The organism is Arthrobacter sp. WCS2018Hpa-7 (assembly GCF_031843805.1).
GTDB lineage: Bacteria > Actinomycetota > Actinomycetes > Actinomycetales > Micrococcaceae > Arthrobacter.
Map to the genome: position 1 here is coordinate 17,160 of NZ_JAVTJB010000004.1, position 24,032 is coordinate 41,191.

A 24,032-nucleotide genomic window follows, 5' to 3' on the forward strand; every position below is an offset into this window, starting at 1 on the left:
GTTCGAGGGTTTTTCCTAGAGTCCCTTCACCGCGCCCAGGACCTTGGTTAGTGAATCCTTGGCATCTCCGAACAGCAAAGTGGTTTGGGGTTCGTAGAGGAGTTCGTTTTCGATACCGGCAAATCCCGGGCGCATGGAACGTTTAAGGAACACCACCTGCCGGGCGTCGGCAACTTCAAGGATGGGCATTCCGTAGATCGGTGAGCCGGAGGTGGTCTTCGCGGCAGGGTTGACCACGTCGTTGGCGCCCACCACCAAAGCGACATCGGCCGTCTTGAATTCGGAGTTGATGTCGCCCATTTCCTTCAGCGATTCGTAGGGCACGTTGGCCTCAGCCAGCAGCACGTTCATGTGTCCGGGCATTCGTCCGGCCACGGGATGAATGGCGAAATCCACCTCAATTCCGCGTGCTTCCAAGGCCAGGGCGAGTTCGGCGGCAGTGTGCTGTCCTTGGGCGACTGCGAGTCCGTATCCAGGCACGATGATGACCCGCTGGGCATAACCGAGCAGCACTGCCACGTCCTCTGCGCTTGAGGACCGCACCGGCCGCTCACTCACAGCGGTGGAGCCTGCCGTCGAACCACCCTTGAAAGCGCCGAACATTATCCCTGCGACACTCCGGCCCATCGCAGCCGCCATGGCCCGGGTCAGGATGGTGCCAGAGGCTCCCACCAACGTTCCAGCGACCAGCAACAGAACATTGCCCAGCACCAGCCCCGATGCCGCGACAGCCAAGCCGGTAAAAGCATTCAGGAGCGAGATGACGATCGGCACGTCAGCACCGCCCACCGGAAGAACCAAGAGGATGCCGGTAACAAGCCCCAGGACCAGGAGCACCAACGCCAAAACCAGCGAGCCGTTCAGTATCACCACCACACCGGCACCCACTGCGGCCAGCAGCACCACGGCCATCAGTGCGGGCAGGCCCGGGAATGTGACGGGACGGGTGGTCATGAGCCCTTGGAGCTTGGCGAAGGTGACACCGGAACCAGCGAAGGAGACTGCACCCACCAGCAGTGTAAAGACGATGGCCAGGCGAACCCAGGGATCGTCCGCGTGGGAAAGTTCCAGCAGGGCAACCAGCGCCGCAGCACCACCGCCCACACCGTTGAAGAGTGCCACGAGTTGCGGCATCTGGGTCATCTGTACCCGGCGGGCCACCGGCGCTGCCACACCGGAACCCACCGCGATGGCACCAAGGATCCAGGGAATGTTGTCCAACTTCACGGAAACGAAGACCGTGACCACGGCCAACAGGGCGCCAAAGGCACCAATCAGGTTGCCCCGACGTGCCGTTTTCGGTGAGTTCAGCCCCTTGAGCGCGAGGATGAAGCACGCCGCCGCGGCCAGGTAGATGAGTGCCGTCCACGTGGGATTGAGCAGCGTCACGGTTGGCGCTCCTTCGTCACGGTTGCAGCGGAGCCAGGGCCGGCCGGCTCAACTTTCGACGCCGGCCGTTGCCTTCCGCGGAACATCTCCAGCATGCGGTCGGTCACCACGAACCCGCCCACGAGGTTGGCTGTGGCCAGGACAACAGCCAACAGGGCGACCGCCAGCACCCACGGATCAGCAGCCTGTCCGGCAACGATGATGGCTCCCACCAGGATGATGCCGTGGATCGCGTTCGCACCGGACATGAGCGGCGTGTGCAAGGTGCTGGAGACCTTGGAAACAACCTCGAAGCCCACAAACACGGCCAGCACAGTGATCGTCAGCAGGCTTATGCCATCCATCAGCGCACTCCTTCAGTTCCGGGACGGGTAGTGCCAAAAGGTGCTGTTTCACCTGCGAGCGCGGTGAGTGCCTCCGACGTGGGTGCATGCCGGACCTCGCCAGCGTGGGTAAGGCAGGTGCCCGCCACTACTTCGTCGTCAAAGTCAGGCGAAACCACGCCATCGCGGGTCATGAGCGCCAGCAGGTTGGCCACATTCTTGGCGTAGAGCCGGGAAGCGTCTGTTGGCATTGTGGACGCTGCGTCCTTGATTCCCACGAGTGTCACAACGCCTTGGCCGTCTGCGGTGGGCACGGGGATGTCCTGTCCCGGAATGCTTCCCTCAACATTCCCGCCGGATTCTGCCGCCAGGTCCACCACCACGGAGCCTGGGCGCATGCCCTGCACCATCTCGCGGCTCACCAGGAGCGGAGCCCTCCTGCCGGGAACTGCGGCGGTGGTAATCAGTACATCGGCTTGGGCAACGTGCGGCGTCAGGAGTGCCCGTTGCAACGCGCCGCGGTCTGCGCTGAGCTCGCGGGCGTATCCACCGGATGCCTCGGCCGTTTCCAGGTCCAGTTTGATGAACGTGCCACCCATGGACGCTACTTCGTCCGCCGACGCCGGGCGGATGTCGTTCGCGGAAACCCTGGCCCCGAGCCTCTTGGCTGTGCCGATCGCTTGCAGTCCGGCAACCCCTGCACCCAACACCAGCACACGGGCGGGCGGAATGGTCCCGGCCGCCGTCATGTACAGCGGGAAGAACCGTGGCAACCGCATGGCCGCCTCAAGGACGCACCGATACCCAGCCACCAGGGCCTGGGATGTCAGCGCATCCATGGATTGGGCACGGGAAATGCGGGGAACCAGCTCGAGGGCAAAGGACGTGATCCCGCCCGCGGCGAGCGCCCGGACCGTCGGCAACTCGGAGGACGGCGACCCCAAACCTACGGTGACTGCCCCCCGGCGGAGGGCTCCCGCCGTCGACGGTTCCATGGGACGCACGTGGCAGTAGACATCCAGGGCCCCGAGGTCCAGCGACTGCACTACGGTGGCACCTGCTTGCCGGTATTCGTCGTCGCTGTGCCCGGAGGCCAATCCAGCACCGGACTCGATCTGTACGTCGAGCCCCAATCCCGCCAATTGCTTGACTGTTTCCGGCGTGGCGGCCACACGTCGCTCGCCGTCGAGCACCTCGCGCGCTATGCCTGCTTTCACCCGCCACCCCTCTTCCCAAACTCTCCCGTACTGTCCAGAACCCAGTTGGCATGAGTCTATGACCGCGAGGGTCCCGGCGGGAGTAGGGGGGCTGCGCTATGTGCACAACTCCACTAGGGTCGGTGGAAGCTGGGGGCAACCAGCCACCACACCGTCGACGAGCCGGTTCCGGCCGTGCCGTCGGAAAGGAACGCCATTATGGACACCTTCAAAATCGGTTACTTCGTGGGAAGCCTGGCGAGCAATTCCATCAACCGGGTCCTCTCCAAGGCGCTCATCAGCGTCTCGCCGGCGGAGCTCGAGTTCCATGAGATCGCCATTAAGGACCTCCCTCTTTACAGCTCGGATTACGACGCCGATTTCCCACCGGCGGGCCGCGAGCTGAAGGATGCCATCGCGGCTTCGGACGGCATCCTGTTCATCTCCCCCGAATACAACCGCTCCATCCCGGGTGCGCTCAAGAATGCCATCGACTGGGGTTCCCGCCCTTGGGGCACCAACTCGTTCGCCCGGAAGCCCACCGGAATTATCGGCGCATCACCGGGCGGTATCGGAACCGCGGTGATGCAGTCGTCCATGCGGAGCGTGTTGAGCTTCCTGGACGCGCCGCAGCTGAACGCACCTGAGGCTTACATCCGCTTCGTCGCAGACGCGTACGACGACGACGGTTCAGTTAAGGACGAAGGAACCGCGGCCTTGTTGCGGCATTACATGGAGGAATACAGTGCGTTCGTGCAGCGTGTCCTCGCCGCCAACGCCCCGGGCCACATCGGCGACCAGGAACCGGATTCCGCCAAGCTCACGCGTTAGGATTTGAGCGTGCCCGCCGCCAACCGGCCGATGATGCTGCTTTCCAGATGCTCCAGCAAGTGCCGCGGGTTGTCGTAGACCTCTGCGGCACCCGCGTCACGCAGTTCTGCCTCGCTGATTCCGCCACACGTCAGGGCAATCACGGGAACGCCGATGGCCGCACCCGCCTTGACGTCCCACACTGCGTCGCCGACAAAAACCGCATTCTCCGGGCCGACGCCAAGCTTCTCCAGGCAGGCGATCAGGATGTCCGGCGCAGGCTTGCTCTCCTTGGCGTCGTCGGAGCTGGTCCACGCATCGATGGAGGATCCGGCGTCGAGGATGTGCCGGCTCACTTCGAGGTCGCGCTGTTGTGCTGACGATGCCAACCCAACCGCAAGCCCGGATCCGGCGCACGCTGAGAGGAGGTCGCGCACGGAGTCGAACGGCCGCAGCGTCGGCCAGAACGTTGAGAACACTGCGCCATGGGCCGATTTCAAATCTTCCTGCAGGTCCTCCGTGCAGTCGGGCACAAGGCTCTGGATCAGGCGGTCACCTCCCATGCCCACCCGCCGATGGATGGCGGACATCTCGATGTCCAACCCTTCACGCCGGAACGCCTGCCACCACGCCATTGCATGGAAGTAGCTGGAATCGATCAGGGTTCCGTCCACATCGAAGAGGACCCCGCGCTTCTTTGGTGATGCTGAATCACTTGTCATGGCCAACCACCTTCGTTTCAGTCTGGATGCCCTGCGCCGCAAGGGTAGGATCGATGACTGGTTCCTGGAGCATGAGGCCTGCATACCGCTCCGCGGATCCCGTTCGCAGCAGACCCGTCCCGGCCACTTCCCTCATGGCAGACACTCCCTCAATAGCCTCATCCAGCGACGAAAAACGCTTTGAAAGACCCATCAGTGCGTCGCTGCCGTCCAACACCAGTATGCGAAATCCTCCGTCGGGGGTCTCTACCAGTTCCAAGTGCCCGGCCATACCGACCTCCTTGCCTCAACGACACACCCCATAGTAAGACTACTTAGTATAGGACCGATCGACATATTTCGTCACGCGGGAAATAGGCGCCTGCAACTTCTTGTTGGCAAGGACATGACAACAATCGGAATCATCGGTGCAGGACACATTGGCAGCCAGGTCGCCCGCAAGGCCGTGGAATTGGGCTATGACGTCGTCATCAGCAATTCGAGGGGCCCCGAAACACTCGCCGAACTCGTTGCGGAACTGGGGCCGCGCGCCCGTGCCGCCACGGCGGCCGAGGCAGCAGCGGCAGGCGATTTCGCCGTCGTGACCGTGCCGCTCAAGAACTATCAGAGCATCCCGGCAGAGCCGCTCGAGGGCAAGATCGTCATCGACACCAACAACTATTACTGGGAACGCGACGGCCGCATCCCCGAGCTGGACAACGGCGAAGCCACCACTTCCGGCTTGCTCCAAAAGCACCTCCCCACCTCCAAGGTGGCCAAGGGCTTCAACCACATCTTCGCCAAGGACATCACTACCGACGGCAGCCCTGCCGGTACGCCGAACCGCCGCGCGCTGGCAACCTCCAGCGACTTCCCGGAAGCCGCCGAGCTGGTCACCAAGCTGTACGACGAATTCGGCTTTGACACGGTCAACGTCGGCCCGCTGGAGGACAGCTGGCGCGTCGAACGCGATCGCCCCGCATACGTCATCCGGCAGACCGCCGTCGAACTCCAGGACAACCTCGCCAAGGCGACCCGAACGGTCTAAACCCTTAACGCACGACGGCGGGCAAGCGGCTGACGCTTGCCCGCCGCATTCTTATGGGCTGCTGCAAGGGATGCAGCCCTGAAAAAGAGCGAAGAAACGGTGTCATGAATCGGGCTTGAGGCGCACTTTATGGGTGGCTGCTTCCTCAGTGGCCTGGCGCATCGGGCATCTGGGGAAGCAGCTTCCCCCAGCGCCCCGACCCCGAGGAGTCCCATGTCCACCAAGATTTCGAGCTGGCCCGCAGCAACCCCCATGTGGGTGGACCTGGGTGTTGACGATCCCGCCGCGGCAAGAGCGTTCTACGCAGACCTTTTCGGTTGGGAGTTCGTGTCCGGCGGGCAGGAAGCAGGAGACTACCAACTGGCGCACCTCAGGGGCCGCGCCGTGGCCGGTGTAGGCACCAAACAGGATCCGGGCATGCCCACAGCCTGGACCACCTTCCTGGCCTCGGACGATGTTGACCTCACGGCCAAAAAGATCGGCGCGGCCGGAGGGCAACTCCTGGCCCCGCCCTTTGATGTCATGGAATCCGGCCGCATGGCCCTGGCCACCGACAGTGTTGGTGCTGCGTTCGGCGTCTGGGAGGCCGGCACCCACATCGGCGCTGAACGCGTCAATGAGCACGGCTGCCTGTGCTGGAATGAACTCCATACCCGCGACTACTCCGCGGCCCGGTCCTTCTACTCGGAGGTCTTCGCTGTCAGCTACCAGGACGTCACCGAAGAAGGCCTTGTCTACTCCACGATCCGCAGGCCGCTGGATGGCCGGGAAGTGGCCGGAATGCAACACGACACGGCCCTCCCGGATACCGCCCCCAACCACTGGATGACCTGGTTCGCCAGCGACTACGTTGCGGGGACGGCAACCCGGGCCGTCGAGTTGGGCGCCACCCTGCTGGGCCCCGTAGCGGAAGCCACCCTGGGCCGGATGGTGGTGGTCCGGGCGCCGCAGGGTGAAGTGTTCGGCGTCATCGACGCACCGCGGACCAACGACTAGTCAGGCTGCTGCGGGGTCCAGGGCTTCCGCGATGATCTCATGTGCGTGCGCCGCGGCCAGGGGCGCCGCCAGGCGATGAACTGCCTGGAACGTCCTCCGCACCGCCGGGCCGTGCCATTCCGGCGGGAGGTAGTCCGTGGGAAGGTTGGGGTCCCGATAAGGGAATTTCCGCCACATGGTGAGCATCGGAATGTAATAGCGGAAGGCGTCGCGTCGCAGCTCTTCGGTGGAATCAGCCAGCGCCCTTTCGGGATCGTCGCCTACCTTCTCCGTCCATTGCTGCTCTGCGTCTCCGTACAGCCCAAGGAACTCGGTGAATTGCTCGTCGAGCTCCTTGAGGTCCCACCACTCCGAGATCTTGGGTCGCATGGGGCCGTCAAAAACGTAGTCGCTCCGGAACAGGTCCACGAACTCAATCAGTCCCCCGGCGGTGAGCCGCTCCCGGGCTTGCTCCAGCTTGTGGGCCGGCGCGATCCACACCCCGTTGGCCACGGAACCGAACCCCAAAGCCAGCAACGCGGAACGGAGCTGGTGGCGGCGGTTGCGCATGGATTCCGGCACGGAGAAGACAGCAAGGACCCAGGTGTCCACCGGGGCGGGCGGTTCCGGTGCGAAGATCCGCCGGTCACCCTCACGGAACACGTCGCTGATGGACTCGGAAATCTTGTACTTGGCGATTCCCCCCTCGCGCACGCTCTTCAGCACACCCTTGGCCTTCAGCCGTGAAACCGAGGACCTCACACCCGGGGCGTCGTAGCCTAGTGATCCCAGCATGGAAATCAGAGCAGAGACCGGCAACGCATCGCCCGCGTTCCGGCCATAGAGGCCGAAGATCGTCACGAGCAGCTGTTGGTGGCGCACCGGGGGTGCCGGGACGGCGAACATCGAAGGATCCTCATTTCCGCGCCCCCGATCAGGCGCCAGTCCAGTTCATCATAGGTGGGGTGCTGGCCCCCGCCGAGTTGGCATTTAAAGCCCATGTTCGGGCGCAACATACGGATTAACTGGAGTGTCGCGGGAAGCGGGTGTTCTATGCGGTCGGGATCAGCCCAGCGATAGAAGCAGGAAGAGGAGCGCAAGAACCAGCGCCACAGGAGTCATGACGAAACGTTCGGCCTTGCTGCGGGAGATCGCATTCATGGCGACGCCCACGGTGAAGTAGGCGGTGAGGACCCACATGAAAACTGCGGTAAAGGGTTGGCTGACCAGCACCGGCACCAGGCCGGATTGTGCCAACGCCGTATAGCCGAAGAGTGCGTACAGCAGAATGGACACGATGCTGCCAATCCTCAACTTCCGCGGCAGGACGTCATGCTGTCCACCCCAGGCGAACCGCCCTATGGGCGCACCAGCAGCCAATGCCAACTGAAAAACGGCTAAACAACCAAGGACTATGCACGCGAGAATCGCGTAGAGCTGCTCCACCGGCTAAGCGTAACCAACCCCCGCGCCGAGACGGCAGTTAATGACAGTCCCAGAGCTTGGCATTGTCATTAACTGCCACCTCGCGGAGCTATTCGGCGGATGGAACGGCGCGGTCCGCCCCGACGGCGCGGATCAGATGCTCCGGCCACGGCTGCGCCGACGTCGCGCCTTGGGGGACGTGCGCGGTGGTGACCGTCCCGTAGGCGGCAACCTCGCCGGCGTCGGACGTTACCTCAAAAGCCATGGTCAGCGAGGTCCGGCCGAGCGCCTGAATCTTCACCGTGGCGGTGATGCGCTGGCCGAACCACAGCTTGGCCTTGTAATTGATGACTTGCTGGACGCGCGGAGCGCTGGGGAAATAGTCGGGCAACTCCAGCGAGCGGAAGAGCTCGGCTTCCGCAGCCTCAACCCAGCGCAGGATGGCCGAGTTGTGCTGGTGTCCGGAGGCGTCGGTGTCCACCCATTCCACCGTTCGCTCGACGCACGCCTCCGGAAACCTGTCCATGATTGCTCCTAGCGGGCGTTGACGGTGGCGTCGTCGGAATCAACCTCGACGGCGGCGACGGGCACCTCAGGCTGCCGCTTGGGAATCATCGCCACCGCACCGGCCGCCAGTACTGCGATGCCGGCGAAGATCGCGAAGTTGGCCTCGAAAGGCAACTTGGAACCCGCGATCCAGCCACCGATCAACGGCCCGGAGATGGCACCCAGACGGGCGAAGCTCAGGGCCCAGCCCGTTGCCGTGCCACGGACCTTGGCCGGGTAGTAGTCGGCGATGTACCCGGTGAGCACAAGCGACGTGGAGATGGAACCGACACCAGCGAAGGCGACGAACAGCAGGTTGACCACCATGGTGTTCGGGAAGACGAGCAGCATGATGCCCAGCCCGCCCAGGATGTAGAACACCACCAGGATGAGCTTCTTGCCGTACTTGTCTGCGGCGCGGCCCAGAAGCAGGCCACCGATGGCGGAAGCAAGGCTGAAGACCAGAAGGAAGGTCAAGGAAGAACCGAGGTCATAGCCGGCCTTCTTCATGATGCTTGGCAGCCACGTGTTCAATCCGTAGACGAGGACCAGACCGCAGAAGAGGGAGATCCAGAAGAACACCGTGGAGCGCAAGTACTTCGGCGAGAACATGGTGGTGATGGTCTTCCACCACGGATCAGCCTGGCCGTCAGCTGCCGGGGCAACCGGGACCACAGGCGTGTAGTTGGCGATGTTCAGCTTGGTGGCCAACGCCCTGGCCTCGGTCTTGCGGCCCTTGGATTCCAGGAATTCCAGGGATTCAGGCAGGAACTTCCAGATGATCGGAATCAGCACCACAGGCGCCGCACCGATCGCGATGACCGCACGCCAGCCACCCATGGGGAGGACGAACAGGGCGGCCAAGGCAGCGGCGACGATTCCCAGCGAGTAGCCGGAATACATGAGTCCGTAGTTGTAGGAGCGCTTGTTCGGCGCCGAGTATTCAATGGTCAGCGCTGCTGCCACCGGAATGACACCGCCCATGCCCAAACCACCGATGAGCCGGAAGAGTCCGAAGAGCTCCGGGGTCGGAGCCCAGGCAGCACCGGCCTGGGTGAGCGTGAAGATCGCCATGGAGGCCAGGAGCATCTTCTTGCGCCCCACGAGGTCGCTGAGCGTACCGATGAACAGGGCTCCAATAAGCATGCCGATCAAGGCATATGAGCCCAAGCCGCCCAAGGCCAGCGGGCTGAGGTTCCATTCCTTGTACTCGGCAAGGGCCGGAAGAATGGCTCCGAGGACGCCGACGTCGTAGCCCTCGGCGAGGATCGCGAGCCAGCAGCAGAACAACACCAGACCGGTGGTCTTCTTGGGCACATTCCAGTTGTTGACGGGTGCGGTGGCCATGGCTACTTCACCAAAACCGATGCGGCTGCGGACTCGGGAGTCCAGCGGAGGTGGGTGTTGGCCTCTTCGATCTCGGCTTCCTTCAGCAAGGACAGACGCGGACGAACTGCGTCAGTGCGGGAGCTCGGTGGTTTACGGCGACCGGCACGGAACTGCGGGATCCAGTCAGCGCCGGGCCCCTGGTACTCCTGCTCTGCGGCGGCGTGGAGGGTCCACTGGGGATCGTAGAGGTGCGTACGGCCCAAAGCGATAAGGTCCGCACGGCCTGCGAGGAGGATGGAGTTCACGTCGTCGTAGGTGGAGATGGCGCCGACGGCGATCACCGCCACGCCTGCCGGTGCGGCCACTTCCTGACGGATGCGGTCGGCGAACGGGGTCTGGTAGCTGCGGCCGAAGGCGGGCTTCTCTTCCTTGGCGACCTGTCCGGTGGAGACGTCCAGGCCGGCAGCACCGTGTGCCACGAAAGCGCGGGCGATTGCCACGGAATCGTCGGAAGTGTTGCCACCCTCGATCCAGTCAGTCGCGGAGATGCGCACCGTCACCGGCTTGCCGGCAGGCCACGCTGCGCGAACGGCGTCGAACACTTCCAGCGGGAACCGCAGCCGGTTCTCCAAGCTGCCGCCGTATTCGTCGGTCCGCTTGTTGGACACCGGCGAAAGGAAGGAGGACAGCAGGTAGCCGTGGGCAGCGTGGATTTCGAGGAGATCGAACCCTGCCTCGTCGGCACGGACGGTGGAAGCGACGAACTCCGCTTTGATGGCGTCCATGCCGGCGCGATCCAACTCCACGGGAGTCTGGTTCTCCGGGCTGTACGGCAGGGCTGAGGGACCGACGGCGGCCCAGTTGCCGGACTCGAGCGGCTGGTCGATGCCTTCCCACATGAGCTTGGTGGAACCCTTGCGGCCTGAGTGGCCCAGCTGGGCACCGATCTTGGCGGTGGAACGGCTGTGGACGAAGTCCACGATTTCCTTCCAGCTGTCACGCTGCTCGTCCGAGTACAAACCGCTGCAGCCGGGGGTGATCCGGCCGGCTGCGGAGACGCAGACCATTTCGGTCATGACCAGGCCGGCACCACCAAGGGCCTTGGAGCCGAGGTGGACCTTGTGGAAGTCGCCCGGGATGCCATCCGTGGCTGAGTACATGTCCATCGGGGAGACCACAATGCGGTTCTTCAGCTCCAGCCCACCAATGCGGAACGGCTGGAACATGGCCGGAGCCACCTCGGTGAGTCCCTGGGATTCAGCAAAGTCGCGGTCCACGGCATCCGCGAACTCGGAATCGCGGAGGCGCAGGTTTTCCTGAGTAATGCGGCGGCTGCGGGTAAGCAGGTTGAACGCGAACTGGGTGGGGTCCTGGTCCTTGTACTGCCCGATACGCTCAAACCACTCAAGCGATGCCTGCGCTGCACGCTGGGTGGACGCAACCACAGGCCGGCGCTCAGCCTCGTATGCCGCCAGCGCGGATTCAACATCAGCGTGCTCGTGCAGGCAAGCGGCCAGTGCCAACGAGTCCTCCATGGCCAGCTTGGTGCCCGAACCGATGGAGAAGTGGGCCGTGTGGGCGGCATCGCCCAGCAGCACCACGTTGTTGTGGCGCCAGTTCTCGTTGCGGACCGTGGTGAAGTTGATCCACTTGGAGTTGTTGGTCAGGACCTCATAGCCGTTCAGTTCCTCGGCGAAGATCTCACGGATCTTGGCGATTGCCTTCTCGTCCGAGACGCCTGGAGGGAAGACCTCGTTGGCGGTCTCGTCGAAGCCTGCCGCGTGCCACACGTCCTGGTGCATTTCCACGATGAACGTGGAACCCTCATCCGAGTAGGGGTACCCGTGGATCTGCATGACGCCCCACTCGGTTTCCTTCACGAAGAACTTGAAGGCCTCAAACACCTGGTCCGTGCCAAGCCACATGAACTTGTTGGTCCGGGGATCCAGGTTCGGCTTGAAAGAGTCAGCGTACTTGGCGCGGATCTGCGAGTTGATGCCGTCAGCGGCAAGAACAAGATCGTAGTTGGCTTCAAGTTCCTCAATGGCAGGAGCCAGGGTGCTGAAGCGCACGTCCACGTTCAGTTCGATGCAGCGGCGCTGCAGCAGTTCCAGCAGTTCCTTGCGGCTCATGGCAGCGAAGCCTTGGCCGCCCACCGTGATCATCTGGTCGCGGAAGTGGATGTCGATATCGGACCAGCGGGCGAAGCGGCGGCTCATGTACTCGGCCACCACGGGATCGGCATTTCCGATGCCGCCCAGGGTCTCATCGGAAAACACGACGCCGAAGCCAAAGGTGTCGCTGGCAGCGTTGCGTTCCCAAAGAGTGATGTTGTGGGACGGGTCCAGCTGCTTCATCAGTGCTGCGAAGTACAGGCCACCGGGGCCGCCTCCAACGATTGCGATTTTCATGGGTGTTGCTCCTTCTCAGGCCTGGCTCTGGCCGGCGGGGGTAAGTTCGGTCTGGCTCGCGTTCGCCTTCAGAAGGCCGTCGCGGAGCTTGAAATGCTGGAGTTTGCCGCTGGGATTGCGCGGCAGTTCGGTGACGAAGCGGACGTCCCGGGGGTACTTGTACGGGGCGATGGTCTGCTTCACGAAGTCCTGGATTTCCTTGCGCTTGCCGGCGTCGCCAGTGACGCCTTCACGCAGGACGACAAACGCGCAGACGATGCTGCCGCGCTCTTCATCCGGGATTCCGATGACCGCGTTTTCCACCACATCCGGGTGTTGGTCGATGGCCGTTTCGACCTCCGGCGCACCAATGTTGTAGCCGGAGGAAACGATCATGTTGTCCGAGCGGGCCTGGTACGTGAAGTACCCGTCCGCATCCATGGCGAAGGTGTCTCCCGTGACATTCCACCCGCGGACCACGTAGTTCGACTGGCGGGGGTCGTCCAGGTAGCGGCATCCGGTGGGGCCGATCACGGCCAGGCGGCCGATGGTGTCCGGGCCGAGTTCGTTGCCGTCGTCGTCAAGGATGGTAGCCCGGTATCCGGGCACGGCACGGCCCGTGGTTCCCGGACGGATGTCGTCGCCGGCAGCGGAAATGAAGACGTGCAGCATCTCCGTGGCACCGATGCCGTTGACGAGCCGCAGCCCGGTGGCCTCGTGCACGGCTTCCCACGTTTCCTTGGACAGGTGCTCCCCCGCCGAGACAGCGATACGCAGGCCGCGGAGGAGATCACCGCGCTTTTCCTTGAGGATCGCGCGGTACGCAGTGGGGGCGGTGAACAGGATGGTGGCCCCGGCTTTCGAGGCGTGCTCCGCCAATTCCACGGGCCCTGCCTTCTCGGTCAAGAGCGACGACGCCCCGAACCGGAGGGGAAAGACCACCAAACCCCCCAGCCCAAAAGTGAAGGCCAAGGGTGGCGAACCGGCGAAGACGTCCTCCGCGGTGGGCTGCAGGATGTAGCGGGCAAAAGTATCGGCGTTGGCCAGGATGTCCCGGTGGAAGTGCATGGTCACCTTGGGCACCCCGGTGGTGCCCGACGTCGGACCGAGCAAGGCGACGTCGTCGGCGGCCGTGTCCACTGCCGTGAACTTGCCACTCTTGTGCTGGCAGCGGGAGGCGAGGTCGCCGTCGTCGTCGAATCCGTTACCGGCCCCGTACGTCAGAACGGTGACGTCATCCCCTGCCGCAATCGCGAGCTCGTCCACAAAACGGTGGTCCGAGATGGCGACCGTCGGCTTGGTGAGTTGGATGAGCGTGGCAACCTCGGTGGAACGCAGCATGGGCATGGTGGTGACCACTACGCCGCCGGCCTTCAGAACGCCCAGCCAGGCAGCGACGATCCACGGATTGTTGGGGCCGCGGAGGAGCACGCGGTTGCCGGGAACAACACCGAGGTCTTCGGTGAGGACCTGGGCCACCTGGTTGGAGCGCTTCTGGAGCTGACCGTAGGTCCAGACCGAGCCGTCGGGGGTCCACAGGGCCGGGCGGTCCGCGCCGTACTGGTCGACAGCGTCGTCGATCAGCACCGCGGCTGCGTTGAGCCGTTCCGGGTAATGGAGTTCGGGGAGGGTGAATTCAAGCGCAGGCCAGGTATCGGCGGGCGGCAGGTGGTCGCGGGTGAACGTGTCCACGTGGGCCGATGGCATCATGCTCATGGCCGTTCCTTTCAGTGGTGCGTCGTTGAAGCTGTTGGTTGGGGAGGTATAAAGCTGTTCAGGCGCCGGCGCGGATCATGCCCTCTTGGGCGACGGTGGCGAGGAGCCTTCCTTGCTGGTCGAAGAAGCGGCCCATGGCCAGGCCCCTGTTGCTCTGGCCTGAGATGGCTTCCTGGGCGTAGAGGATCCATTCGTCCGCACGCCCGTCCCGGTGGAACCACATGGAGTGGTCAAGACTGGCGGTGGCGAGTCCGGGACTGGACCAGTTCAATCCGTTGACCCGGAGCAGCGGCTCCAAAATCGTGTAATCGCAGACGTAGGCGAGGGCCGCGCGGTGGAGGTCGGCGTCGTCGGGCAGGGCGTCGAAGGCTTTGACCCAGATGGCTTGCTGAGGCACCGCACCGCCTTCAAGCTCGATGTATACCGGACCGGGAATATGCCGCATGTCGAAGCTTCGACCCGTGGACCAATAGTCTGCGGCCGCTCCCTCGGTCCCGTCCAGCGCTTCCGCAGCTGTACGCAGCGATTCAGGCTCGACGGCGGCCGGAGCCTCTGGTTGGAAGTCCGGTCCGTCTTCGGGAACCTGGAAGGAACCCATGGCGGCATAGACGGGCTTGCCGTTCTGGAAGCCGCGGACAGTGCGGGTGGAGTACCCGCGGCCGTCCCGCAAATGTTCCACTTCGTACCGGACACTGGAACCGATATCCACCGGACGCATGAAGTAGCTGTGCATCGAGTGCAGGGTCCGGTCAGCGCCCACGGAGCGCATCATGGCGGCTGCGGCCTGTGCCACCATGTCGCCGCCGTAGGCTTTTGGCCACGGCACGTACTGGGTGGTTGCTTCATACGCTTCGTCGAAGACCTCGGCCGTTGCCGGCGTGAGCTCCATGGCCTTCAGGAAGGTCTCCGACGTCAGGGTTCCAGTGATCATGGCTAGGCCCGGCGGTAGTCGGCGAGGGTTTCGTCGGCAACGTCTTCGAGGTTGACCACGAGGTTCTCCGGCGTGCGTGCCGTCAGCCAGACGAGTTCCTCGGTGACGGACATGTTGGCTTCAACGTGGGGCATGAACGGCGGCACGAAAACCCAGTCGCCGGCCTTCATGTCCAGGAACTCGGAGTAGTTCTCGCCGAAGTAGATCCGGCCGTGCCCCCGGAGCACGTAGCCGCCGGTTTCGGCTTCGCCGTGGTGGTGCGGAAGTGAGCGGTACCCGGGAGTGTTGGATACCTGGCCGAACCAGATTTTGGTTGCCGGGGTGTGCTGGATGCTCACGCCGGAGACGCGGATGCAGTCACCGGACTGGGCAGTATTGGTGTCTTCGGCGCCGGCGCGGGTGACAACGGGGACAACCTTGCCATCAGCCTGGGCGTAGATGGAGTTGTCGCCTTCGAGGCGGTATTCGGTGGTGGTCTGGCTCATGGGTCTCTCCCTTTTGTGTGACGTTTTCTAGGCGTTCGTCAGGACGGGCGCTTGGATCCGGAACTGGTTTTCCAGGCGGCCGATCCCTTCGATTTCGGTGGTGAGGACGTCTCCGTCCTTGAGGAAGCGGGGCGGGGTCATCCCCATACCCACTCCCCCGGGCGTGCCTGTGAGGACAAGGTCGCCTGGACGCAGGATGGTGAACTGCGAAATGTAGGACAGGAGCTGCGCCGGGCCGAACACCAAGGTGCTGGTATTTCCCTGCTGGACGAGCTCACCGTTGACGTAGCCGCGAACTTCGAAGTGTTGCCCGGCTTCGTCCGCGGTGACCATGACCGGGCCCACAGGCGTGGTGCCGTCCCAGGCCTTGCCCTGGAACCACTGCAGTGTCCGGCTCTGCCAGTCGCGCATGGAAACATCGTTGGCCACGGTGTACCCGGCGATTGCCTCACTGGCCTGGTCCTCATCCGCATGGAACAGTTCAGAACCGACGACGACGGCGAGCTCGGCTTCCCAGTCGACGCGGACGCTGCCGTGGACTTCTACAGCGTCGTTTGCGCCCACCAGGGTGTCCGCGTACTTGGCGAACAGCGTGGGGTATTCGGGAAGCTCGCGGCCCATTTCCTGGATATGGTCCCCGTAGTTCAGGCCGCAGCAGATGACCTTTCCGGCGCGGGGAAGGAGTGGGGCGAGGTCCGCGTCAGCTGCTGCGATCACGGTCTGGTCCGTAGATGCTGCGGCCTCTGCTGCCTTCTCGATCACAAGACGCCACTCCGGCTGGGCCAGGAGCGCCCCGACGTCAGTGGCGGGGAGCGCGAGGTAAGAGTCGGCGCCCGTGGCGAGTGCCGCCGTCGTACCTCCGTTGGCCGTGCGCAAGGTGGCGAGTTTCATTGCGGGTTCCCTTCGAGTTTTATGATGTGTCGACTTTTTTACGATCGTCACATATGCTCAACGTAGCACGGCGGAAATGATCTGCACAGAGGCTTTCCAAAAGTTTTTGCAGTTGCCACAACGAGGAGGAACAGCATGAGCCACCAGACGATCAACCCGGAATCGCTGCCCAAGCCATCAGGTTTTGCGCACGGCATTCTTGCCGGCAACACCGTTTTCCTGGGTGGGCAGACGGCCCTGGACAAGAACATGAATATTGTTCCCGGTGGCATCGTGGAGCAGTTCACGCAGGCGTTCTCCAACGTCATCACCACCTTGCGCGAGGCCGGCGGACAGCCCGAGGACCTGGTCAACGTGACCATCTACCTCACGGACGTGGACGACTACATGGCCAACGGCCGCGAAATCGGACGCATCTGGCGCGAGATGGCGGGATCGCAGTATCCGGCAATGGCTGGCATCGGTGTCACACGGCTGTGGCAGAAAGAGGCCCTGATCGAAATCCAGGGCATCGCGGTCATTCCCGAGCGCTAAGCCGCCGGAGTTTTTGTACAGATACCGCCCCTAAAACCGCTTCTTAAGGGCATGAGCTGTACAAAAACTCCCGTCTTTGGCGCAGGATTGGGCCATGGGAACCGTCACCGAATATCTTGAGGGCGTCAGCGAGGCCAACCGAGCGATCCTGGAGCGCATCGTAGGGATCGCCCGTGAGTTGGCCCCCGATGCCGAGGAAGGCGTCAGCTACGGAATGCCCGCGCTCCTGGTTGATGGCAAGGGCTTCCTGAGCGTGCTCGAAACCAAGAAACACTTGGCCCTTTACCCGTTCAGCGGGCAGATCCTGCCGGAGATGTCGGAGGAGCTAGGCGGCTACTCGTGGTCACCGGGGACGCTGCGGTTTTCGGCGGATAACCCCGTTCCCGACTCGATGGTGCGCCGGATCCTGGAGACGCGGTTAGCGGCGATCCGGAAGTAGGCTGTGACGCCCTAGTGCTTCGCCGACACGTCCTGCGAGATGGCGTTGGCGGTATCCACTACTTCCAGCCGCACTGACTCGAGGTATGCGTCCGGATCCGGCTGGGCTGCGACGGCCTGGGCCTGCAGGGACACGTTGATGGCCGCGACGTTGTCGCCGTTGTTGTGGTTCCACACCGGGGCCGCGATGGACATCAGACCGATTTCCAGCTCCTGGTCCAGCAAGCACCAGCCTTGCTGACGGACCTGCTCGACGGCGGCCCTCAAGTCGGGCACGCTGGCGACGGTTCGCGGCGTGAGCGGGGTGAGTTCCGCCGTCGTGAGGTATGACTCCAGCTTGGCCTGCGGCAGTCCGGCCAGCAGCACTCGGCCCATGGAGGTGGCGTAGGCCGGGAAGCGAGTACCGACGGTGATGCCGACGTTCATGATCCGACGCGTGGCGACGCGGGCAACGTAGAAGATGTCCGGGCCGTCGAGGACCGCGGCCGACGTCGACTCCCCCAGTTTCAGGCTCAGCTGCTCAAGGTGTGGCTGGGCCAACTGCGGCAGGGACAACGCCGACAAATACGAGTAGCCAAGCTGCAGCACCTTGGCCGTGAGCGCGAAGGTCTTGCCGTCGGTGCGGACGTAGCCCAGCTCAACCAAGGTGTGCAGGAAACGGCGTGCCGTTGCGCGGGTCAGGTCCGTACGGGCGGCGACTTCGCTGAGGGTCATCACCGGGTTGTTCGCGTCGAACGCCCGGATCACGGCGAGCCCACGGGCCAACGACTGAACATACTGGTCGCTGGCCTGCGGGGTAACTGCGGAGTCGGTCATGGTTACCAATCCTAGGGTGCGTTGCGGGGCCTACTCTGCGCGCTATACGGGGCAAATGACAGGCAGAGCGGGCCTCACAACGGGAGGGCCCAAACTTGCGGGGCCTACTCTGCGCCCCAAACTCGGGATCAAACGCGCAGAGCGGGCCTCACAACGCGAGGGCCCAACTTGCGGGGCCTACTCTGCCTTTTTCAACGGCAGCGGTACGAGCTCCTGAATTTCCTCGAAGGTGCAGCCGAACGTCTCGCGGACGGTGACGCCGTCGGGCCCGGTGAGAAACACAGCCTTGTCCGTGTACACGCGGGTAACGCAGCCGACGCCGGTCAGCGGATAGGTGCACTGCTCCACGAGCTTGGACACGCCGTCCCGGGTCAATAGCGTCATCATCACGAACACGTCCTTCGCCCCCGTCGCCAGGTCCATTGCACCACCGACGGCCGGGATCGCGTCCGGGGCGCCGGTGTGCCAGTTGGCGAGGTCGCCCATGGCGGAAACCTGGAACGCACCGAGGACGCAGATGTCCAGGTGTCCGCCGCGCATGATCGCGAACGAGTCAGCGTGATGGAAGTACGAGGCCCCGGGCAGTTCGGTGACGGGGATCTTGCCGGCGTTGATGAGGTCGCCGTCGATCTCGTCGCCCTCAGCGGCCGGGCCCATGCCGAGCATCCCGTTCTCCGTGTGGAGCGTGATGTTCTGTTCCTCGGTGAGGTAGTTGGACACGAGCGTCGGCTGGCCGATACCCAGGTTCACAAAGGAACCGGGCGTGATGTCGCGGGCTACCAATTGGGCGAGTTCGTCGCGGCCCAGCGGCTTCTCGGAGGTCTGGAGGCTGGTTTGGGTGCTCATGGTCAGGCCACCTGTTCTGCGCTGGAACCGCCGACGCGGACCACGCTGTTGACGTAAATACCCGGGGTCACCACGTTCTCTGGATCCAGGGAACCGGTGGGCACGATCTCCGAGACCTGCACGATGGTGTGCTTGGCTGCGGCGGCCATGATGGGGCCGAAGTTCCGGGCGGTCTTGCGGTAGACAAGGTTGCCCTTGCCGTCAGCCTTGAGTGCCTTGATCAGGGCGACATCGGCGTGGATCGGCGTCTCGAACACCTGCCACTTGCCGTCCAGCAAGCGGGTTTCCTTGCCTTCAGCCAGCGTGGTGCCGTACCCGGTAGGCGTGAAGAACCCACCAATACCCGCGCCCGCGGCCCTGATGCGTTCGGCAAGGTTGCCCTGCGGGACCAGTTCCAGCTCGATCTCGCCGGCGTGGAACTTGGCGTCGAAGTGCCAGGAATCGGACTGCCGCGGGAAGGAGCAGATCATCTTGCGGACGCGGCCTTCCTTGATCAGCAGCGCCAGGCCTTGATCGCCTTGGCCGGCGTTGTTGTTGACCACGGTCAGGTCCTTCGCGCCGCAGTCCATGAGGGCGTCGATCAGTTCGAACGGCTGCCCGGCGTTGCCGAACCCGCCGATCATCACCGTGGAACCGTCCTTGATGCCGGCGACAGCCTCGCCGACAGTGTCAATGAAATTCAACATGACCTTTAGCCCTTCACCGAAGCGGTTACGTTTTCGAGCACCACAGCCAGGCCTTGGCCCACGCCGATGCAGATCGCCGCGACGCCCCAGCGCTGCCCGGAAGCCTGCAGTGAGCGGGCGAGCGTGCCGAGAATGCGGGTACCGGAGGCTCCGAGCGGGTGGCCCATCGCGATCGCGCCACCGTGCTGGTTCACGATTGCGGGGTCGATCCCCCACGCATCAACGCACGCCAGCGATTGCGCGGCAAACGCTTCGTTAAGTTCGACGGCGCCCACCTGGTCCCAGCCGATGCCCGCCTTCGCGAGGGCCTTGTTCGCGGCCTCCACGGGTGCGAAGCCGAAGAACTGGGGGTCGTTGCCATGCGCACCGCGGCCGGCGATGCGGGCGAGGGGCTCCAGGCCCAACATCCCAGCAGCTGCCTCCGAACCGATCCACGCAGCAGAAGCACCATCAGACAAAGGCGAGGCATTCCCGGCGGTGACCGTACCGCCGTCGGGCCCCGAAGACTCAGGCCGGAACACCGTCTTCAAACCGCCCAGCTTCTCCGCCGAAGAACCGGCACGGATGCCCTCATCGCGGACCAGGTCAGTGCCCGGAACCTGCGAGACCAAGGAGTCGTAGAAGCCTTCGTTCCACGCAGCGTCGGCCAGGTTATGCGAATCAGCCGCAAAAGCATCCTGGCGTTCACGGGTAATCCCGTACTTCTCGCGTAGCCGTTCGGTGGCTTCGCCCAGGGAGATGGTCCAGTCCTTGTTCATGGCCGGGTTCACCAGGCGCCAGCCCAGAGTGGTGGACGCGAGCGTCATGTCACCGGCCGGGTACGGCTTGGAGGTCTTCGGCAGCACCCACGGCGCCCGGGACATGGATTCCGCGCCACCCACCAGCATCAGGTCGGCGTCGCCGGCGTTGATCTGGCGCGAAGCGATGATCGCCGCATCCAGGGACGAGCCGCACAGCCGGTTGACCGAGGTGCCCGGAATCGACACGGGCAGGCCGGCCAGCAGGGTAGCCATGCGGGCAACGTTGCGGTTTTCCTCGCCGGCACCGTTGGCGTTGCCGAACACCACTTCGTCGATCCGCTCAACATCCAACCCCGGCGCCCGGCGAACGGACTCGCGGACCACGTGGGCAGCAAGGTCATCGGGACGGACAGCGGCAAGACCGGAGCCGAACTTGCCAAAGGGCGTGCGCACGGCGTCGTACACAAAAGCCTGATTCATGGGATTTCCTTTGTTCTCTCTGCCCAACTGAGTCGCAATAGTGCGCGTGTTGGAGGGTCTAAACGCGCTTAACTGCGACCTAGTTGGGTTCGTTGGAGGGGTGGGCGGTGGCCGCGTCGATGTCGGCGAATACCTTCTGGGCCGTCTTGAAGGCCGAGTTGGCCGACGGCACACTGCAATAAATGGCGGTCTGCAGCAGGATCTCCTTGATTTCGTCCCTGCTCAGGCCGTTGTTGAGGGCCGCCTTGACGTGCATGGCCAGCTCCTCCCAGTGACCGTGGGCCACCAGCGCCGTGAGGGTGACCGCGGATCGCATTTGCCGGCTGAGGCCGGGCCGCGTCCAGATGCCACCCCAGGCGATCCTGGTGATCATGTCCTGGTAGTCCTCGGTAAAGGAATCCTTGGCGGCGTTGGCGCGGTCCACGTGGGCATCGCCGAGCACTTCGCGGCGGACCGCCATGCCGGCGTCGTAAATGTCCTGCGCTGTTGCGTCGGGCTGCACAGCGCCGTTGTGTTCGGAAATAGAGCTCACAGTCCGTTCTCCTTCATGAAGGTGCGCATCAATTCCGCCACAGCGGCAGGCGCCTCTGCCGGTGCGAGGTGGGCGACGCCGTCGAGCGCTACGGCCTGGGCCGTACCGCCGCCTGCGGTAATACCGGCGGCAACAGCTTCGGCGAACGACGGCGGAGCAACAGAGTCCTCGACGCCGGCGATCGCCAACGTGGGGACGGTGATGCTGCCGAGCTGCTCGCGGACGTCGAATGAAGCCAGGGCTTCGCAGCAGAACGAGTAGCCGAAGCGGTCCGCGTCGCGCAGGGCGTGCAGGAGGCGGCTGCTGATGTCCGGCTGCCGGTCCATGAATCCGGGCGCAAACCAGCGCTCCGCGGAGCCCTGGATCATCACGGGCGTGCCCAGTTTGCGAACCGTCTCGGCGCGCTCCAGCCAGCCCTCCGGGGTGCCGAGTTTGGCGCCGGTGCACTGGACGGACAGGCTGCGGAGACGGTCGCCGTGCTTAATCCCGAGCTGCAGGCCGGTGGCACCGCCCAGAGAGACACCGGCGTAATGGAAGCTCACGCCCGGCGAGACAGAGTCGACGAGATCGACGACGGCGTCCGCCAGTTCCGCAACATCGAAACCTTCGGTGGTGGTTGGCGAGATGCCGTGGCCGGGGAGGTCCCAGCCGATGACGTCGTACTCGTCACCCAGGAGGGCAGCGGTTTCCGTCCACAGCACAGTCGATGTGCCCAGCGACGGGCCCACCACCAGGAGCGGCTTCGCTCCCAGTTCGCGCTGCGGGGAGAGCAGCACGGCCTTGATAGTTGGCTTAGCCACGAGTGGCTCCCTTCGATGAGGATGCTGCAAAGCGCGGGTACGCGGCGAGGATCCGTCGGCTGATCTCCCGGGCCTCGCCAAGGTAGCTCGCGGGATCCAGCAGAGCCTCAAGTTCTGCGTCCGAGAGCTGGTCCGCAGGAACGGTTTCGCGCAGCAGTTTGGTGTAGATGCGGGTCTGTTCGGCGGCGGGCGCTTTCAAGGTTTCGTCGACGACAGCCTGCAGCTTCTGCTTTCCGTCCTCACCCAAAAGAGGTGCGACGGCAGCCATCACGCCTTCGCTGAGGAGCAGCGGACCCGAGATGTCGAGGTTCCTACGCATCGCGTCAGGGAACACCCGGAGGCCTTCCGCGAGTTCGCGGAGGTGTCCGGCAGCGCCCAGGGCCAGGGCGAGCAGCTGGCGCAGGGCCTGCCATTCACTGTGCCAGGCACCGTCCGGCCGCTCGTCGTTGAAGGTTGCCGCCGCAAGGTGCAGCTGCGATGCAAGGCCCGGTGCCTGCAGTGCAGCACTGCGGATCAAGACGGACAAAACGGGGTTCTGTTTCTGCGGCATGGCGGAGGAAACCCCGCGTCCGGCAGCCAACGGTTCGCCAAGTTCGCCGACTTCCGGGCGGCTCAGGAACAGCAGGTCGGCAGCAATCTTGCCGAAGGAATCGATCAGCGCCGCGAGCCCGTCGCCGAGGGCCGTGACGGCCAAGCGGTTGGTGTGCCACGGAGCGGGCGCGGTTGCCAGGCCAAGCCGGGCGGCCAGCGCATCCGCAAGCGTGAACGGTGTTGCGTCCGAACCAGCAGTGAGCTTGGTACCGGAGGCCAGCGTTCCGCCCGCCCCGCCACACTGCACCGGCAATTCCAGGGTCTCCAACCGGGCAGCCGCAGCGGCGACGCCGTGGAACCACTGGGCGGCCTTGAGCCCGAAGGTAAAGGGAAGGGCGTGCTGGGTCAGGCTCCTGCCCACGCACAGCGTGTCCGCATGCTGTTCCACTAAGGTGGCGAGCGCCGTCGTCGTGCCCTTGACCTCTGCCAGCAACGCCGTGACGGTGCGGCCGGCGAGGAACATGAGGGCGGAGTCGAGGACGTCCTGGCTGGTCAGCGAGGTGTGGACGGCGGAGTTCGCACCAACGCCGGCGGTGTCCAGCTCCCGGACGCGGGCGCGCAAGTCTCCGAGCAGGGGAATCACCGGGTTTCCGCCACCCTGCGCGCGTTCGGCAACCGAAAGAACGTCGTAAGAACCGGCATCGGCGGCTTCGGCCACCACAGCGGCGGATCCGGCAGGAACCAGTCCCGCCTCCTCAAGAACGGCAGCCCAGGAGGCTTCGACGTCGAGGATTGCCGTGATCACGGCACGGTCGCCCGTCAGCGCCGCCACAGCGGGCGACGCCGAGACGGGGCTAAGGAGGCCGAAGTCGCCGTCGGTCATGCCGGGTTTTCCGTATTAATGTCCAGCGAGCCGTCCTGCTGGAAATCCAGGAATACGGTCTCGTCGCCACCCTGCAAGCGGATGTCCCAGGTAAGTCCGCCATCAGGATCGCGGCGGGCAATGAGCGTCTTGCGGCGCTCAGGATCCAAGGAGCTCAACAGCGGATCGTTGGCCAGCGCTTCCTCATTTTCCGGAAGGTACACGCGGGTGAAGAGCCGGTTCATGAGGCCGCGGGCGAACACGGCCACGGAGATGAACGCAGCCGCGCCCGGTGCCGTGGGGCCGGGGTTGACGGTGGTAAAGGTGTACACGCCGGAGTTGCCCACGGAGCCACGGCCCCACCCGGTGAACGTGTAGCCGTCGCGGACCAGTGAACCGGTGCGCTGGACGACGTTGCCATCGGAATCCGGCTGCCAGATTTCCAGGATGGCGTCCGGGATGGCGTTGCCGGCTCCGTCGTACACGGTGCCCTGGAGGCGGATGCTGCCAGGGCTGCCCGGTGCCAGGAGCTCGTTGTCCTTGTCATAGGGAAGGGCGTAGCCGTAGAAGGGGCCTACGGTCTGGCCCGGTGTGGGTGCCAGCTTGCTCATG

The 24,032-nt window shown here is 64.2% G+C and carries 27 protein-coding genes; 5 read left to right on the forward strand and 22 right to left on the reverse strand.

All coding sequences use genetic code 11. The features are described 5' to 3' along the window. Positions 1–15: 15 nt before the first annotated feature. From RQH14_RS05740 to RQH14_RS05750, 3 genes are read right to left on the reverse strand one after another with little or no spacing between them, the layout of a single operon-like run. Complete coding sequence (locus RQH14_RS05740) at positions 16–1,389, reverse strand: NAD(P)(+) transhydrogenase (Re/Si-specific) subunit beta (RefSeq protein ID WP_311212377.1); 1,374 nt, start codon at positions 1,387–1,389, stop codon at positions 16–18. Continuing rightward, positions 1,386–1,733: an NAD(P) transhydrogenase subunit alpha gene (locus RQH14_RS05745; RefSeq protein ID WP_311212378.1), complete on the reverse strand. Its 348-nt coding sequence runs from the start codon at positions 1,731–1,733 to the stop codon at positions 1,386–1,388. The genes RQH14_RS05740 and RQH14_RS05745 overlap by 4 nt, the downstream gene beginning before the upstream one ends. After that, positions 1,733–2,929, reverse strand: a complete 1,197-nt coding sequence (locus RQH14_RS05750; RefSeq protein WP_311212379.1) for a Re/Si-specific NAD(P)(+) transhydrogenase subunit alpha — start codon at positions 2,927–2,929, stop codon at positions 1,733–1,735. Before RQH14_RS05750 ends, RQH14_RS05745 begins: the two co-directional genes overlap by 1 nt. A 198-nt stretch (positions 2,930–3,127) precedes the next feature. Here RQH14_RS05750 and RQH14_RS05755 point away from each other — a divergent pair, with 198 nt between their 5' ends. Beyond that, entirely contained in the window at positions 3,128–3,739 is a 612-nt protein-coding gene (locus tag RQH14_RS05755; protein WP_311212380.1) for an NADPH-dependent FMN reductase, read from the forward strand. Here the strand turns inward: RQH14_RS05755 and RQH14_RS05760 are convergent. Then, positions 3,736–4,440, reverse strand: a complete 705-nt coding sequence (locus RQH14_RS05760; RefSeq protein WP_311212381.1) for an HAD family hydrolase — start codon at positions 4,438–4,440, stop codon at positions 3,736–3,738. The two genes, RQH14_RS05755 and RQH14_RS05760, sit on opposite strands and share 4 nt — an antisense overlap. Then, positions 4,430–4,711 carry a hypothetical protein gene (locus tag RQH14_RS05765; RefSeq protein WP_311212382.1) on the reverse strand — a complete coding sequence of 94 codons (282 nt, stop codon included), beginning with the start codon at positions 4,709–4,711 and terminating at the stop codon, positions 4,430–4,432. Before RQH14_RS05765 ends, RQH14_RS05760 begins: the two co-directional genes overlap by 11 nt. A gap of 114 nt (positions 4,712–4,825) precedes the next feature. Here RQH14_RS05765 and RQH14_RS05770 point away from each other — a divergent pair, with 114 nt between their 5' ends. Then, positions 4,826–5,467, forward strand: a complete 642-nt coding sequence (locus RQH14_RS05770) for an NAD(P)-binding domain-containing protein (RefSeq protein ID WP_311212383.1) — start codon at positions 4,826–4,828, stop codon at positions 5,465–5,467. A gap of 213 nt (positions 5,468–5,680) precedes the next feature. After that, positions 5,681–6,463, forward strand: a complete 783-nt coding sequence (locus RQH14_RS05775) for a VOC family protein (protein WP_311212384.1) — start codon at positions 5,681–5,683, stop codon at positions 6,461–6,463. Here the strand turns inward: RQH14_RS05775 and RQH14_RS05780 are convergent, their stop codons facing one another. The 9 genes from RQH14_RS05780 to RQH14_RS05820 all read right to left on the reverse strand — a co-directional run bounded on the left by RQH14_RS05780 (position 6,464) and on the right by RQH14_RS05820 (position 16,155). Then, positions 6,464–7,348, reverse strand: a complete 885-nt coding sequence (locus RQH14_RS05780; protein WP_311212385.1) for a PaaX family transcriptional regulator C-terminal domain-containing protein — start codon at positions 7,346–7,348, stop codon at positions 6,464–6,466. It lies immediately after the preceding gene. 159 nt (positions 7,349–7,507) lie between these two features. Continuing rightward, positions 7,508–7,738, reverse strand: coding sequence for a hypothetical protein (locus RQH14_RS05785; protein WP_311212386.1), 231 nt, complete (start codon positions 7,736–7,738; stop codon positions 7,508–7,510). A gap of 238 nt (positions 7,739–7,976) precedes the next feature. Beyond that, a complete protein-coding gene (locus tag RQH14_RS05790) occupies positions 7,977–8,393 on the reverse strand; it encodes an acyl-CoA thioesterase (RefSeq protein WP_311212387.1) in 417 nt (138 codons plus the stop codon). Between the two features lie 8 nt (positions 8,394–8,401). Beyond that, complete coding sequence (locus RQH14_RS05795; protein WP_311212388.1) at positions 8,402–9,760, reverse strand: aromatic acid/H+ symport family MFS transporter; 1,359 nt, start codon at positions 9,758–9,760, stop codon at positions 8,402–8,404. Positions 9,761–9,762: 2 nt separating this feature from the next. Then, positions 9,763–12,153, reverse strand: a complete 2,391-nt coding sequence (locus RQH14_RS05800; protein WP_311212389.1) for a bifunctional salicylyl-CoA 5-hydroxylase/oxidoreductase — start codon at positions 12,151–12,153, stop codon at positions 9,763–9,765. A gap of 15 nt (positions 12,154–12,168) precedes the next feature. Further along, positions 12,169–13,848 (reverse strand): AMP-binding protein, encoded by a 1,680-nt coding sequence (locus RQH14_RS05805; protein WP_311212390.1) that lies wholly within the window; start codon positions 13,846–13,848, stop codon positions 12,169–12,171. Between the two features lie 58 nt (positions 13,849–13,906). After that, the gene (locus tag RQH14_RS05810; protein ID WP_311212391.1) at positions 13,907–14,779 is read right to left on the reverse strand and encodes an acyl-CoA thioesterase domain-containing protein; all 873 of its coding nucleotides are present in this window, start codon (positions 14,777–14,779) and stop codon (positions 13,907–13,909) included. Positions 14,780–14,781: 2 nt separating this feature from the next. Further along, positions 14,782–15,264 carry a cupin domain-containing protein gene (locus tag RQH14_RS05815; RefSeq protein WP_311212392.1) on the reverse strand — a complete coding sequence of 161 codons (483 nt, stop codon included), beginning with the start codon at positions 15,262–15,264 and terminating at the stop codon, positions 14,782–14,784. 27 nt (positions 15,265–15,291) lie between these two features. Beyond that, positions 15,292–16,155: a fumarylacetoacetate hydrolase family protein gene (locus tag RQH14_RS05820; RefSeq protein ID WP_311212393.1), complete on the reverse strand. Its 864-nt coding sequence runs from the start codon at positions 16,153–16,155 to the stop codon at positions 15,292–15,294. A 135-nt stretch (positions 16,156–16,290) separates the two neighbouring features. On the opposite strand from RQH14_RS05820, the gene RQH14_RS05825 reads away from it, so the two are divergent. Further along, positions 16,291–16,689, forward strand: coding sequence for a RidA family protein (locus tag RQH14_RS05825; protein ID WP_089596898.1), 399 nt, complete (start codon positions 16,291–16,293; stop codon positions 16,687–16,689). Positions 16,690–16,783: 94 nt separating this feature from the next. Beyond that, complete coding sequence (locus tag RQH14_RS05830; protein WP_311212394.1) at positions 16,784–17,128, forward strand: DUF1801 domain-containing protein; 345 nt, start codon at positions 16,784–16,786, stop codon at positions 17,126–17,128. An 11-nt stretch (positions 17,129–17,139) separates the two neighbouring features. On the opposite strand, the gene RQH14_RS05835 is transcribed toward RQH14_RS05830, so the two are convergent. From RQH14_RS05835 to pcaG, 8 genes are all read right to left on the reverse strand, one after another. Beyond that, on the reverse strand, positions 17,140–17,943 hold the full coding sequence (locus RQH14_RS05835) for an IclR family transcriptional regulator C-terminal domain-containing protein (protein WP_311212395.1): 804 nt from the start codon (positions 17,941–17,943) through the stop codon (positions 17,140–17,142). A gap of 177 nt (positions 17,944–18,120) precedes the next feature. Then, positions 18,121–18,789, reverse strand: coding sequence for a 3-oxoacid CoA-transferase subunit B (locus RQH14_RS05840; RefSeq protein ID WP_311212396.1), 669 nt, complete (start codon positions 18,787–18,789; stop codon positions 18,121–18,123). Between the two features lie 2 nt (positions 18,790–18,791). Further along, positions 18,792–19,475, reverse strand: coding sequence for a 3-oxoacid CoA-transferase subunit A (locus RQH14_RS05845; RefSeq protein ID WP_026547714.1), 684 nt, complete (start codon positions 19,473–19,475; stop codon positions 18,792–18,794). A 5-nt stretch (positions 19,476–19,480) separates the two neighbouring features. Further along, a complete protein-coding gene (locus RQH14_RS05850; protein WP_311212397.1) occupies positions 19,481–20,695 on the reverse strand; it encodes a thiolase family protein in 1,215 nt (404 codons plus the stop codon). A gap of 79 nt (positions 20,696–20,774) precedes the next feature. Then, positions 20,775–21,227 carry a 4-carboxymuconolactone decarboxylase gene (pcaC, locus tag RQH14_RS05855; protein ID WP_311212398.1) on the reverse strand — a complete coding sequence of 151 codons (453 nt, stop codon included), beginning with the start codon at positions 21,225–21,227 and terminating at the stop codon, positions 20,775–20,777. Next, on the reverse strand, positions 21,224–22,027 hold the full coding sequence (locus RQH14_RS05860; RefSeq protein ID WP_311212399.1) for an alpha/beta fold hydrolase: 804 nt from the start codon (positions 22,025–22,027) through the stop codon (positions 21,224–21,226). The genes pcaC and RQH14_RS05860 overlap by 4 nt, the downstream gene beginning before the upstream one ends. Continuing rightward, the gene (locus RQH14_RS05865; protein ID WP_311212400.1) at positions 22,020–23,441 is read right to left on the reverse strand and encodes a lyase family protein; all 1,422 of its coding nucleotides are present in this window, start codon (positions 23,439–23,441) and stop codon (positions 22,020–22,022) included. The genes RQH14_RS05860 and RQH14_RS05865 overlap by 8 nt, the downstream gene beginning before the upstream one ends. Continuing rightward, on the reverse strand, positions 23,438–24,031 hold the full coding sequence (pcaG, locus tag RQH14_RS05870) for a protocatechuate 3,4-dioxygenase subunit alpha (RefSeq protein WP_311212401.1): 594 nt from the start codon (positions 24,029–24,031) through the stop codon (positions 23,438–23,440). The genes RQH14_RS05865 and pcaG overlap by 4 nt, the downstream gene beginning before the upstream one ends. Position 24,032 lies beyond the last annotated feature (1 nt).